This window comes from Bacteriovorax stolpii (genome assembly GCF_002872415.1).
GTDB lineage: Bacteria > Bdellovibrionota > Bacteriovoracia > Bacteriovoracales > Bacteriovoracaceae > Bacteriovorax > Bacteriovorax stolpii.
Map to the genome: position 1 here is coordinate 3,154,370 of NZ_CP025704.1, position 14,262 is coordinate 3,168,631.

Annotated in this window: 10 protein-coding genes; 5 read left to right on the forward strand and 5 right to left on the reverse strand. The window is 39.8% G+C overall.

Features of this window, described 5'->3' with window-relative positions:
- Nucleotides 1-173: 173 nt before the first annotated feature.
- From C0V70_RS15530 to C0V70_RS15540, 3 genes are all read left to right on the forward strand, one after another.
- Nucleotides 174-1,055, forward strand: a complete 882-nt coding sequence (locus C0V70_RS15530) for a chemotaxis protein CheX (RefSeq protein WP_102244781.1) — start codon at nt 174-176, stop codon at nt 1,053-1,055.
- Between the two features lie 121 nt (nt 1,056-1,176).
- Nucleotides 1,177-1,740, forward strand: coding sequence for a hypothetical protein (locus C0V70_RS15535; RefSeq protein ID WP_102244782.1), 564 nt, complete (start codon nt 1,177-1,179; stop codon nt 1,738-1,740).
- A 14-nt stretch (nt 1,741-1,754) separates the two neighbouring features.
- On the forward strand, nt 1,755-2,066 hold the full coding sequence (locus C0V70_RS15540) for a hypothetical protein (protein WP_102244783.1): 312 nt from the start codon (nt 1,755-1,757) through the stop codon (nt 2,064-2,066).
- Between the two features lie 31 nt (nt 2,067-2,097).
- Here the strand turns inward: C0V70_RS15540 and C0V70_RS15545 are convergent, their stop codons facing one another.
- From C0V70_RS15545 to C0V70_RS15560, 4 genes are all read right to left on the reverse strand, one after another.
- Nucleotides 2,098-4,122 carry a S9 family peptidase gene (locus tag C0V70_RS15545; protein WP_102244784.1) on the reverse strand — a complete coding sequence of 675 codons (2,025 nt, stop codon included), beginning with the start codon at nt 4,120-4,122 and terminating at the stop codon, nt 2,098-2,100.
- Between the two features lie 26 nt (nt 4,123-4,148).
- Nucleotides 4,149-5,573, reverse strand: a complete 1,425-nt coding sequence (locus C0V70_RS15550) for an SGNH/GDSL hydrolase family protein (RefSeq protein WP_102244785.1) — start codon at nt 5,571-5,573, stop codon at nt 4,149-4,151.
- 214 nt (nt 5,574-5,787) lie between these two features.
- On the reverse strand, nt 5,788-7,884 hold the full coding sequence (locus C0V70_RS15555) for a S9 family peptidase (protein WP_102244786.1): 2,097 nt from the start codon (nt 7,882-7,884) through the stop codon (nt 5,788-5,790).
- A 41-nt stretch (nt 7,885-7,925) separates the two neighbouring features.
- The gene (locus tag C0V70_RS15560) at nt 7,926-9,017 is read right to left on the reverse strand and encodes a tetratricopeptide repeat protein (RefSeq protein ID WP_102244787.1); all 1,092 of its coding nucleotides are present in this window, start codon (nt 9,015-9,017) and stop codon (nt 7,926-7,928) included.
- A gap of 229 nt (nt 9,018-9,246) precedes the next feature.
- Between C0V70_RS15560 and C0V70_RS15565 the strand changes: the two genes are divergently transcribed.
- Together C0V70_RS15565 and C0V70_RS15570 are read left to right on the forward strand one after the other, a co-directional pair.
- Complete coding sequence (locus C0V70_RS15565) at nt 9,247-9,768, forward strand: hypothetical protein (RefSeq protein WP_102244788.1); 522 nt, start codon at nt 9,247-9,249, stop codon at nt 9,766-9,768.
- Nucleotides 9,769-9,790: 22 nt separating this feature from the next.
- Nucleotides 9,791-11,830, forward strand: coding sequence for a site-specific recombinase (locus C0V70_RS15570; protein WP_102244789.1), 2,040 nt, complete (start codon nt 9,791-9,793; stop codon nt 11,828-11,830).
- Here C0V70_RS15570 and lon read toward each other — a convergent pair.
- Nucleotides 11,788-14,217 (reverse strand): endopeptidase La, encoded by a 2,430-nt coding sequence (lon, locus tag C0V70_RS15575; RefSeq protein WP_102244790.1) that lies wholly within the window; start codon nt 14,215-14,217, stop codon nt 11,788-11,790. The two genes, C0V70_RS15570 and lon, sit on opposite strands and share 43 nt — an antisense overlap.
- Between the last annotated feature and the right edge of the window lie 45 nt (nt 14,218-14,262).

Genomic DNA, 14,262 nt, shown 5'->3' on the forward strand with positions numbered 1-14,262 from the left:
ATACCTTATAAAAGGTATTATATAAATGGCTGAAATTGCACCTTCTGCTGATTACTCTTTAAGGCCTAGACCCCATTCGTTTCACCTAATCCCCATGGGTAAATGCAGATTATTTAGCAATTCTTGAAGATTAATTTAGCGAGTGTTAACAAAAAACGTCCGAAGAGTCCCCCATGATTCATAAGATTGGTGTCGTCTCTAAAAACCTAAGCTTTTTCAATTTGATCAATCAGCAAAAAAGAGCTGATACAGAAATTGAAATCGAATTCCTGCGCGACATTGATTCACTCAAAAAGTTAAGAAACTCTGGGAAATTTATTTCAAGTTTTGTTTTCGACAGTACTCATAGTAACGATTCGATCATTGAGTTTGGTAAATACATCAGAGGAAGTGGTCAGAAAAATGCGTTGATCTTTTTAGCACTTGAAGACTTCGAAACTTTTCAAGTGGTCACTGCCGATGAAAATTTCACCGATGCCAAAATCATCAATATGCCTTCAACGGCTGCAGATATTTATCAGCGCTTGGTCTCAGATACTCGTCAGGCCGAAAACCAGACCAACCAAAAAAGTAAAACAGAAGGAACGATCAGCAATGCAAGTTTCCTCAATATATTTATCGAATCAACAATGAATACGATTAAAGAAATGGCCCAGTGTGAAGAGATCTCTCACGCAGCTCCCTTTTTACTCGATTACAAAAAAATGGAAAACTCCATCACTATTCGTGGAAAGCTCGCGATTAAATCTCCTTACTTCACCGGAAGCTTCTTTATCTCTTTTCCGGAAGAGACCTACCTAAAAGTCTGTAGCCGTGTCCTGTATGAAGAAGTCACTGCGATCACAAAAGAGAACGAAGACTTGGTTTCGGAATTTTGTAACATCGTCTACGGTAAGAGCAAGGTAGCGATTGCCAAACTCAATATGAAGCTGGATATGGTTATTCCGACTTACAACCGCGAATCGGCCATCCAATCCCCTTCCAGTATCTTAGTGGTTAAATTTATTACAGAACTTGGACCTTTCTATATTAAGGTCGCCCCCGGTCTCGTCTAAGAACACCCTCCTTTTTACATATCTATTTTTAAGATCGAGTTAAGAAAATAATTCTCCTTGAGACACTGCATGTCTTAATGCTACTTCTCCTGCAGTTCAAAATTATACGCGGGGGATTCAAATGAAAGCAGTTATCTTAATGGCCAGCTTGATGAGCACTTCTTTAATGGCAAAAACCATTGTCAAAGTTCCGTTTACTGTGGAGTTCAAAGGCAAGACTTATACTGCCCGTGAGATCAACAAAAACTTAAAGCTTCAAGGTGAAGATAAACTCCTTGAAGAGATAACCGTAGAAGACACTCTCTCTTCTAACAGAGAAGCTAATAAAATATACTGGGCACAAAGTGAAAAAGTTGATCAAATCGCCCAGAAGCTTAATCTCGACATGTACCTTGAGCTTGGTAACCCGGATGGTTCTTGCTACATCGGAAAAGCCGCTGAAGCTGTCGGCATTCTTTCAGGTCTTACTGACGGGCCTTTCTCGGACCAAATGGGGCTTTGGGGCTGGAAATACAAAAAAGAAGTCCACTTAGAAGAAGGTTACGAAGAAAGTGAGCAACACTTGATGGAACGTAACAAGGCCTGGAAAAACTGGAAAGGCAATGATGAATCAATCCTCATCATTACCCACGTTTCAGATGACGGTGATGACATGATCACGAACGTAGTTAATGTTTGCAAATAAAAAAGGAGTCCCTGATGAAAGCTTTAATTCTTCTTACTTTGATTTTTTCTGCTCATGCCATGGCTGCTGACGATAAGTGCTTCAAGGCCGCCAAAAATGCTGCTCTTGAATTCGTGAAATCTGAAGGTGAAATCACGAATATGGATGAGTTCAATGATGTTTACGATAGTGAGCAAGTTGATGTTTATCTGCAAAGTGGATGGCAAAAAGAGTATTGGTCATTCTATAACCACTCGGCCATCGTAAATGTTGAAGTTGATTCAGTTAAGTCAAAATGCTTTGTAAAAAAAGTTGAAGTTGTTCAAAACGACCAAGACCAAGATTAGAAAAAATGAAGGCCCCGAAAAGGGGCCTTTTTTATTTTAATTTTGTAAGGACGTAACTGTATTCTTCGGCCACTTCTTTTAAACTGTCAAAACGTCCGCTTTTTCCAAAATGCCCTTCGCCCATATTAATCTTTAGAAGGACATCATTATTGCCGCTATTAAAATCGCGAAGCTTTAAGGCCCACTTCGTCGGCTCCCAATACGTTACACGTTGGTCATTAAGGCCTCCGGTAATATACATGTGCGGATAGGCCTGTTCTTTGACATTGTCATAAGGTGAGTACGATTTCATATATCGATAATATTTTTTATCATGTGGATTTCCCCACTCTTTATATTCAGTTTTAGTCAAAGGAAGAGAGTCATCAAACATGGTATTGATTAAATCAACAAATGGTACATGGGCACAGATTACTTTATATAGATCAGGACGCATATTAGAAATGGCCCCCATTAAAAGTCCTCCAGCACTTCCGCCCTTAGCTGACAGGCGCTCTGGTGAGGTGTATTTCTTCTTCACTAGATATTCAGTACAGCTTATAAAATCTTTAAAAGTATTTTTCTTCTTTAAATACTTTCCATCTTCGTACCATTTTCTTCCTAACTCTGAGCCGCCACGAATTCCCGCATAAGCATAAACCATTCCACGATCTAATAAACTCACTAGAGACGGAACAAAATTATAACCAATAGTAGAACCGTACGAACCATATCCATAAATCATTGCAGGTGCCTTACCATTTTTCTTCAGCCCTTTTTTATAGATGATACAAAGAGGAATTTTCACTTTGTCATGCCCAGGCACCATGACGTATTCAACTTGATAGTTTTTAGAATGAAACTTCTTTACTTCATCCACTTTTAAAACAACCTGCTTCCTGGTTAAAAGGTCATACTCTATCGTTGTTTTAGGTGTAATAGGAGAAGCATAGTGAATTCTAATTTTATTATCTCCATACTCATAATAATCAGAAGAAAATGACATGTTGTAAGCGGCTTCCGGGAATTTAATAAAATAGACCTTCCCTGTCTCTCTATTGATGATACGGCCCTTAGGAAGGCCTTGTGATCTTTCATAAACACATAAAAACTTACTGGTATTTTCCATTCCTAAAAGATTGATATCCTTTGAATGAGGAATAATCACTTTCCAATGCTTTTTATCGATCTTGTTGTCTGGGCAAAAATACATTTTAAAGTTCAAGGCCTTTTCATTTGTTCTGATATAAAAGCCATTATGAGCATGGTCGATGCTGTAAAGAACATCATTCTTTAATTTGCTAAAGACCTTAGGTCTTGTCTGCCCTTTTTCGTCCAAAGGTAAGTAGGCCACATAGGAAGAAACTTTTTCAGCAGAGCGAATCAGTAAGTACTTCTTCGAGCTACTTGGATAACAAGAAATAAAAAACTTCTGATCCGGCTCGTGAAAAATACATTGGTCTTTCTTTTGATTGTCCCCGAGAATATGTCTCCAGACCTTATCGTTTCTGATGTGCCCATCAAGAGTCAAATAGTAGATCATATCAGTATTCGACCAGGTAAAGTTTCCTCCGGTATTTTTTAAATGGGAGATCACTTTTTTAGTCTCTGTGCTGATGATGACAATGTCACAAACTTCATCACCTTTTGTATCAATAGAATAAGCAAAATAGCGGCCGTCATAAGAAACGCCCATATCGTGAATTGAGAGATAGCCTCCCTTCTTCACCATTTTGTTAAAATCGACCAGTACGGAAACTTTACTTCCGACCTTCTTGCAATATTGAATGTATTGTTTTCCTTTTACATAGCGGTGAAAAAATTCTGCTTGACCTCTTCTGAAAGGAACTGCGGCGTCTTCTTTTGGCAAGCGGTCTTTTAACTCTTTAAAGATCTTCCCCGACAAACCTGAAACAGGCTTTAGCATCTTATTGAAATAATCATTTTCTTTTTTTAAGTGAGCAATAACGGCCGGATTTTGTTTTTCTTTCAACCAGAAATAAGGATCAAGAACTTTTTCTTTATGATAATTTGTATAAAATTCTTTTGCGTCGGCACTTGGGGGAGTCAATTTCATATATGGTCCTCTAGGTTTTTAAACTCCTAGTAGGATACCACGTTTTTCTTATCGAGCCTTGAAATCTCTTCGATCTTACTTAAAACAGCTGATGCGATAACATCGTAACCTTTTGGTGTGCAATGCTCCCAATCTCCAATGAGTTCGTCCTGAGGCACTCCGCTATTAATAAGCTTGTTAAAAACACTCGCCACATTCACAACGTGAACATTATCTTTTTGAGCAAGCTTCATAATGGCCGAATTGATATTTTTATAATCTAAAGGATACGTCAGGAAGATAATCTCCCCTCTTTCTTTTTGAACCAGGTTGATGATCTTTTCATGATACTGACTTTGAATCCTTCTTGCCTCTGCCCCGTAGGAACTCCAGCTCTCAATTGATTTTAACATGGTCGAACTCTTGTTGATTTGGTCATGGTCTTTTTCTATTTTATGGAAAAAATCGCGTTCATCTGCCGTAATATGTTTTACCAGCGGAATGATGTCGAGCTCTAGTGAGTAATGGCTTTGAAGAGTTGTGTATGAGACAAGATTGTATAACACACTTGGTGCTGCCAGCATTCGTGGGAAAACATGAATCGCGGTTAAAAGGTCTTCGACAATACGCTCTTCACTTCCATCTTTATCTCTTAAGTTGACGCTAATGATAGTGTCTTGAAGCTTTTTAAAGAAAATTTTGCTGTATCCGTCCTTAAAAGCTGTTTTGATTTTACTTAAATGTTTTATAAAACACTCTCTGCGCGCTGATCCTGTCGAGTCAAAGCAAGACTGAAGTCTTTCCGCCAGAGCATTTTTTACAGTCGTTTGCTGATCATCAAAGATTTTGTTCTGGGCCCAGTCAAAAACAAACTTCGTCATTTTGACTGTTTTTAGTTTCGAAAAAAAAGAGAGTTGGTCTTCAATTTTAAAAGAAATAGACTCGGAAGAGATATGATTGCCCCTCATATACTCGTTGTAAAAAGACTCAAACTCTTTACCAGTGTCATAAAACATATCAGCTGCGCCAACGAGAACAACGACTATCGTCTTTCTGGAAAGATCTTTTTTATTCTGAAAGTAGTGAGAAAGGCGCATGTAAGTGCCCTTAGTTGTATCCTCACAAATCCCCATATTAGACACTGGAAATCTTTTATCGAGTTTTTCAAAAAGACGAAAAGGATAACTCTGCTCCCATTCAACATTCCCACCATTGGTAAACGAATCACCAACCGTGATAATCTCCAGATTACTCGGCAACGACTTGTACATCTCATAGATGTCTTCATGCCTTCTCATCTTCTCTTCATTAAAATTTTTATGAGGATTGTTTTTTACCGCTGTGTAAGTATAGGGCATTTGGTATTTCTTCAGCAGGTAATTAAGGGCCACTTCACAGACCGCAACAGACACAACCAGCGACAAGCAAAAAAAGGAGACTTTAATCAGGAGAGATTTTATGTTTTTTCTCATTTCCTGATTATTATACCGGTTTTTACTAATCCGAGTTTTAAGACAACCTTATTTTTTAAATTCAAGGTGATAGAGTACTGAGATTATTTTTTCACATGCCAGAGTGACACAGTTTATTTGCTGTCCTTACATATCGTATCTGGAATAAAAAAGGGCCTCAAAAAGAGGCCCTTTGTAATACTAATTAATCACTTCCCCAAAAGTTCCACTGGCATCATTGTTTCACTCCTGCCAGATTTAAATAAAAAGCGTATTGAAGAGCTTCATCGCGAAGGTATTCAAAGCGTCCACTTTTTCCACCATGGCCAACATCCATTTCGATTTTCATCATTAAGATTTTTGATTTATCTGTTCTCATGTCGCGAATTTTTGAAACCCATTTTGTCGGCTCCCAAAAAGAAACCTGACTGTCATTTAATCCTGTCGTTACAAAAAGGTTTGGGTAATCCATTGGCTTAACATTGTCATAAGGAGAATAGCTCTTCATATACTCGTAGTACTTTTTATCGTTTGGATTTCCCCACTCCTCATACTCGCCTGTCGTTAGCGGAAGAGAACTATCAAGCATTGTCGTTACCACGTCAACGAAAGGCACTTCGGCCACAATTCCTGTATAAAGATCAGGTCGTAGGTTCATTATCGCGCCCATTAAAAGACCTCCGGCGCTTCCACCATTAGCAAAAACTTTTTTAGGATTGCCGTATTTTTCATTTACCAGGAATTCGGTTCCAGCGACGAAATCAGTAAAGGTATTTTTCTTTTTTAAGAATTTTCCATCTTCATACCACGCTCTTCCCATTTCAGCTCCTCCACGGATATGAATGATGGCGTAGACAAAACCGCGATCCAATAAACTCACTCGCGCTGGAGAGAAATATGGATCAGAGCTCATACCGTATGAACCATAACCATAAACTAAAAGAGGATTGGTTCCGTCTTTCTTAAAGCCTTTTTTATAAACTAGAGAAATAGGAATCTTTACTCCATCTTTAGCTGTCGCAAAAATTCTTTCAGAAACGTATTGAGAAGAATCGTATTTTGGCACTTCTTTTTCTTTTAAAAGCTTCGACTCTTTTGTCTCACAATTAAAATCATAAAAAGAGGCCGGTCTATTCATTGAGATAAATCCATAACGAAAAACATTTGAATCATACTCTGCATTCATCGCTGAATACACACTGTAAGCGGGATCAGGAAAATTGATATAGGTTCCTTTGTTTTCTCCGCGTTTAATAACATTAATTTGTGTCAGCCCATTTGAGCGTTCACTTAGGATAATATAATTCTTAAAGACAGACGCCTCTTCAATAAAAACATCAGGTCTATGAGCAATGACATCTTTCCAATTTTTTTGAGCTGTCTCTTTTAGAGATGTTTCCATTAGGCGGAAGTTTTTAGCTTTCCAGTTTGTCAGGATGTAAAAACGGTCTTTCCCATCCATTACCGAATAGAGCTGATCTTTTTTTCTTGGAGAAAACAATTTGAATTTTCCAAAAGGATCTTTCGAAGAAAGAAGCATCACTTCAGAAGACAATGTACTGCCGTTGTAAATATAAACATAATCACGGCTCAGGCTTTTACCGATACTTGCTTCGAACTTCTCATCTTTTTCGGTGTAAACAAGTGTGCTTTTATTTGCTTCAAGTTCATAACGATAAACTTTATCTGAACGCAATGTAATGGGATCATGTTTTGTATAAAAGAGAACTTTGCCAGTTTCTGCCCATACGAAGTTTCCAGTCACACCTTCAATTTGTTGCGGAAGAGTTTTTCCTGTTTCAGCGTCTTTGAAATAAATCGTAAAAACGCGGTCCCCTTTTGTATCTACAGCATACGCGTATGTTTTCTCATCATTGTAAAAGTCAGGAAAACTTACATGAATAAAGTCCAGACCTTTGGCCATTTCATTCACATCCAAAAGCTGCTCTTCTTTTGCTCCCTGTACATTTTTTTGGCGGTAATAAACAGGGTATTCTTTTCCCTGGAAATTTCTCGTCAGGTAAAGATAATTTCTTTCGATGTAAGGAACAGATTGATCGTCTTCTTTAATTCGCGAGCGCATTTCAGTGTAAAGCTTTTCCTGTAGATCCTTTGAATCCTTCATCACGCTGTCAGTGTAAGCATTTTCTGCTTTTAAATGTTCGATGACTTTTGGATTTCTCTTGTCTTTCATCCAAAAATAATTGTCGATCCTGGTGTCTTTGTGTTTGGTTAATTTAGTTGGTATTTTTTCTGCAATCGGTGCGCTTACTTCTGCGGCCTGAACCTGCGTGAAGACCAGCGATAAAAAGAGCAATGCCTGTCTGAACATATTTTCATCCATTGAAAAAGAAATAATGGATGTATTCTGCTTTAGAAGCTAAGTTTTTGCCAGTAATTCTTTGGGTCCTGTGAGCTTTCATTTTGCAGTCTTTGCAATAGGCTCTCTTGCACTTCAGGGCTCAGGCGACTGTTTTGAATAAGGTTTAAGGCTTCGGCCTTTTGCCCTTGAAGCTCGAGAGCGCGGACCATGTAATAGTAGCCACTTGGTGAATTAGGAAACTGGTCAATAAAAGTCTGCGCGTTGCTCATAACACTTTCATAATCGTTTTTAGCGAGCAGACGCATAAAAGGAATCTCGACAACATCTTCATTTATAATCTGAGCTCTATTGCTGGCAAGACTGGTCTCAAGAGATTCAACATTAGACATCAACATCGCCTCCTTCTCTTCAATCTGTGCCAAACGATCATTGGCATTGAGCAATTCTGGTGAATCAGCGGCCAAACCATTTAGCTGGGACTCAATCATTTCTCGCTCCTGCCCTAAGGCATTGAGCTGATTGTCGATGTTATCAATATCGGCGTTTGTATTAGCAATCAATGTCGCTTCTCTACGAGCTAGACTATTGTTGCCGATGTTAAACTGGGCCATATCTTCTAAAAGTGATTCAATCTCATCTTCATTTGCCGGTTGATTGAATTTTCCTTCTTTCACTAATAAGGAAATAAGCTTAGCCTTATAAGCACTGTAACTATCAGGTTCGCGCGAAATAATTTCATCGGCAATCGCGATATTTTGATCGAGTGTTTTAACATCTAAATTTTTTGGTCTGCGCATCTGGTTTGTTAATGTCACGGCCAGCGTTTGTGTATCTTGATCGACGACAGGTGGAGTTTCTATTTGTGCAGGTGTTGTTGCAGAAGCGGCCAAGGGTTGAACTGGGGCATTTACAGGTGCAGTCAAAGCAGAGGTCGAAACATTAGAGACCGAAGTGAGTGTGGACCAAGGTTTAGGAGTTCTTCTATTCTCACTCATCGAAAGAATCTTTAGACGTAGAGCTTTGTTTTCTTCTCTTTGCTGGAAGTAAAATTTCCCCAACAAGACAGCTACAATGACTAAGAGTCCCGCAATCAAAACGAGAAGTCGGCGGTTTGTCTGAATGGAGTGGCGGATACTACCCATAAGAACCTCACTACTCTAATATTAAGCAATTTCTATTCCTCTGCCATGAATCAGCGCCTTATCAAGTGACTACTTTTTTGATGGCCCCAGGTATTTTTTACATGGTGACCAGAGGACACCAATACCCGAGTTTTTCGGTGCTAGAATAACTCCGAATTCAACCTTTTTTTTGGCACTGCCCGTGCACAGACGGGAGCATCAAAATTATTTTTTGAAAGGGGAAGAAGCAATGAACTTAAAATCAATCATTTCATCAACTGCAATCTGTACAGTAGCAATTATGATTTCAATCTTTAATGTGGCGAAGGCTTCAGAGAAGGTTTTGGCCACTGTCTCTCAGGATGAAAGTAAATCGACTACATATAAGTTAATCGTTGATTCACCAGATGGAAGAACCATCCGTGCATTCTATAAAGATGTTTACGAGAATGGAGCAAAAATCCGCCGCGATCTTCTTGATCCAGCAGTCATTATGAAAAGTGGTATGATTTTAGAACAAAGAGACAAACACGTTTTAATGAGATTAAAAAGTAACGACTTCGATAGAGACCAGGGTGGTGTGGTGATCGTAGACACTCTTTACAATGGTGCAACAGGTGAAAGAAGATCATACGAAGTTCAACTTGCCCAAGACAACAAGGCGGGATGGACACTATTTAAGAGCGGCAGAGGTATCAACTCAATTCAAATTCAAACAAACCGCGTAATGGTGCTTGGAGCAGTAGGAATTAAAAATCTAGTTATGAAGTAAAAATTGAGGTACACTATGCCTCATGTTGTTCAATAGACTTATTTCAATCTTTAGAAAATACAAGCAATACGAGGTCGATGAAAATAAAAAAACTTCACTCGACCTCATCTTAAACGAAGTCAATCCTCAATCCCCTCTTGAAACCCGCATCGAATGGTTACAAAAGCTGGTAAAATGGATCAGAGGCACTGATTTATTTGAAGACGCTCCTGAAAAAGCGGCTGCAACAAAAATCAAATACCTCTTCATGGTTCTCGAACGCAATTCTGACAAAAAAGAGAAAATTCAAAAATCATTGACGCTTACACTTCAAGAGCTTTCATCAATTGAATTCTTTTGTGAAGTTGGTCTGCCATCTCAAATTGGTCTGATTGGCGAGCTTGTTGATAAACTCACGGAAAAAATACTTCCCAAAAAACCCATAGGTCACCAGCTCAGTGAATTAATGATCACACTTTTTCCTGATGAAGAAGATGTTCAGTGGTTAAAGTCACTGGATGAACAAACATTAGAAAAGCTCACGACTTTATTTGATACGAATAATGAAACTTACCCGCACTTAAAAAGTGATATCGAAGAAGCGCTCATATACCTGATCTCTCAGATCGTCGCGATAGGTTTAAGTCCAGGAATCAGAAAGCGCATTCCTCATAAAAGAATGAAGTCACTTCCATTTTTCTATCTTTCAGGGAAACTAAATCTTTATTTAAAAACCAAAAGTGAAAATAACAATCCGGCGCTCGCTCAACAGTTGCATGAGGAATTGCTTGATCTTCTCATGGAATCTCAAGCGGCCATTAGTGAAGTTTACCATCACCTGGATCGTTTTGGAGTAAGCACTCATCTGGTATTCCAACTAGAGAGAATGAAACTCTTCTTAAAAAGAACACATACGCTCCTGGACATTGTCAGCACAGGACATTTAACCAGAACGAGAATTTCTCACTTTGTCGCAGAATTAGTTGAACAAAACCTGTTGCAAAGAAATGCAATGGGGATTTACTCCAACAACGCCACTCTCCTTGCTCAAAAAATTATTGAAAACAACTCTCAGGCCGGCGAACACTATATCGCCAAGGACAAAAAAGAGTATGTAAAAATGGTTAAGAGTGCGATGGGCGGTGGAGTTTTAACAGCACTGACTGTCTTACTTAAAAACCTTTTAGGAATGATTGGGCTCAACAAGTTCTTCTATGGTGCTTTTTCTACAATCAATTACGCGGGAAGTTTTCTCTTTATTCAAATGTGTGGTTTTACGCTGGCAACCAAACAACCTGCGGCCACGGCTCCGGCACTCGCTAAAAAACTTGAATTGGCCGAAAACCGCGAAGGGATTGAAGCTGTTACGGATGAGATTGTTTATATTACCAGGACACAAATTGCAGCTGTTTTTGGAAACCTGGCCGCAGTTATCCCTGCCATTTTAATCATCAACTATATTTGCATGTCTGTAACCGGGCACTGGTTATTTTCTCCTGACACTGCCCACTACACTCTGCACTCAACAGACATTCTTGGCCCGACTATTATTTATGGAGCTTTCACGGGTGTGCTTCTGTGGTCATCAAGTGTTATCGCGGGTTGGACGACAAACTGGTATAGCTTTCACCAGTTAAGCTATCTGATTACTAATAATAAAAAGATCAAAACAATTCTGACTGCTGACGGCGCTAAAAAAGTTGCTCATTTTTTTGATCACGAAATTACCGGTATTGCCGGAAGCGTGTCTTTGGGATTTTTACTCGGATTGATGCCTGAAATTTTAAAATTTATCGGAATCCCACTTGAAGTTCGCCACGTCACCCTCTCAACAGGGGCCCTGACGGCAGCTGTTTCCTCGTTGGGTGTTGAATCCCTTAAAAGTCCAGAGTTCGTCAGAGCTGCCTTGGGTATTGTATTGATTGGTTTCCTAAACCTGTCAGTCAGTTTCCTCCTGGCACTGTTTGTAGCTTTTAGAGCGAAAAAGATTTCCTCACATAGAAAAGCACTGATCTTTCAATCAGTGCTCAAACGTTTTTATCAGAAACCGTTTTCGTTCTTCATACCGAAGTCCTCTACGTAGGGAGGCCCCAGTAGTGATTCGTAAAAATGAGGGGGAGACATTTTTCCGAACACAGCTTGTGTCAATTCGTTAATATTTTCGATAAAGATAAATTCCATCTCCTGTTTTACAATCGCAGGAACCTCTCTTAAATCTTTTTCATTTCTCTTCGACAGGATCACGCGCTTGATTCCAGCTCTATGAGCTGCAATCAGCTTTTCTTTGATCCCACCAACCGGCATCACTGCTCCTCTGAGCGTAATCTCACCAGTCATTGCGAGTTTTGGATCAACCACTTTACCAAGGACTAATGAACATAAGGCCGTAAAGATCGTGATCCCCGCACTCGGTCCATCTTTAGGGATTGATCCCGACGGAACGTGAATGTGGAAATCAGTTTTCGAGAAATCAAAACCCGGCACCAGTTTAGAAAGTTTTGATCTCACCAAACTTAAACCGATATGAGCTGACTCACTCATGACCTCACCCAACTTACCTGTGAGCTGGATTTTTCCAGATCCCGGCATCATCGCACTTTCGATAAAAAGAATATCTCCGCCAACTGGTGTCCATGCTAAACCTGTGACAACTCCGGCCGTTGCACTTGATTGCGCCAGCTCATAAGAATTTTTATCCAATCCCAGGACATCTTCCACCATATCATTATCGACGATAAACTTTTCCTGGTCCGCGTGTTTAACCACTTTCTCACTCACTGAGCGCAGGATGCGGGCGATCTTTCTTTGTAAATCGCGCACTCCGGCCTCGCGGGTGTAATCAGCGATAACTCCTGTTAAAATTTCATCTGAAATTTGAACTTTCTCTGGAGTCAATCCGTGCTCTTTTAATTGCTTTGGAAACAAGTGGCTTTTTGCAATATGTAGTTTCTCATCTGTCGTGTAACCAGAAAGCTGGATAATTTCCATTCTATCCAGTAACGGAGCTGGGATTGTATCCAGCGAGTTTGCTGTCGCAATAAAAAACACCTTTGATAAATCAAATGGTAGATCTAAATACTGGTCGGTAAATGTTGAGTTTTGTTCCGGATCCAGGACTTCAAGAAGTGCTGAGGCCGGATCTCCACCATATCCACGACCAAGTTTATCAATTTCATCCAGCATAAAAACCGGATTCTTTTCTTTTGCTCGTCTGATTCCTTCGATAATTCGACCTGGCATTGCTCCAACATAGGTTCTTCTATGTCCTCTGACATCAGAGTCATCTCTCACGCCACCAAGGGCGGCACGGACAAATTTTCTCCCTAAAGCTTTTGCAATACTTTGCCCGAGTGAAGTTTTACCAACACCAGGCGGACCGACGAAAAGAAGGATTGAACCTTTTTTATTCGGCGAAAGTTTCATAACAGCGAGATGCTGAACAATATGTTTTTTAATCTTCTCTAAACCAAAGTGCTCTTCATCTAAAATCTTTTGAGCAAGATCTAAATCAAGTTCACCTTTGGCCTCTTCGTTCCATGGAAGAGCTAAAATAAGTTCAAGATAGTTTCTGATCACATGAGACTCTGCATTTTGCTGCCCCATATTTTCATAGCGGTTCACCTGCTCCAGAGCGACTTTCTCGACGTCTTTAGGCAGATTCGCTTCTTTAATTCTGTCTTTTAAAGATTTCTTTTCACCGGATTCGTCCGCCGGGTCTCCTTCTCCAAGTTCTTCCTTAATAGTGCGGAGTTGTTCGCGCAGGATGGATTCACGGTAGGCTTTGCTGGTTTTTTCAGAGATCTTTAAACCCATTTCATTGTTAACTTTAATCATCTCACGCTGTTCAACTAAAAGTTCCAGAACTTTTAGCGAACGGTTTTTCACCGAAGCAAGCTCCAGGATTTCTTGTTTTTTAGCAATGATCAAAGGTAAGTGTTGGGCGACGACGTTGGTAAAGAGACCTGCGTCCTTAAAATCATCAAGGGTGCGCTTAAAGTTTTCGGTCGCATTGATCGAAGTTAAGATTTCTCTTGAGACTTCTTTTAAACTTGTAAGCAAGGCCTTTTCCGTAGCCGCATCGAGATCCTTATGATCCGGGACGAGCTCTCCTTGCGCCGCCCATGCATTAAAGGCCGATTCAAACTGAATCGTCTTGGCTTCAAATCTCTCGATTGATCTAACGTAGGCAATGGACTCGCCTCTCTCGTTTTTCTCTATGCGCTCCACAATACAAAGGGTTCCGACTGTATAGAAGTCAGAAGACTTAATATTGTCGATTTCGGCGCCTTCTTTCAGAGTCAGAGCAACAAAACGTCTCTCTTTGTCCGTGTCGATGGCGCGATGTAGTGCGTTTAAACTAACCGACTTTGAGACGAGGACCGGCAGGGTCACGTCTGGGAAAAGTACGGTGTTTTTAAGCACTAAGGTTGGTAAAAATTCTGAAGACTGTATTGTATGTGTTGTTTTCATATTTATAAGTTGTGGGCAGGTTAATTTTCGTCAAGGGTAAGCCTC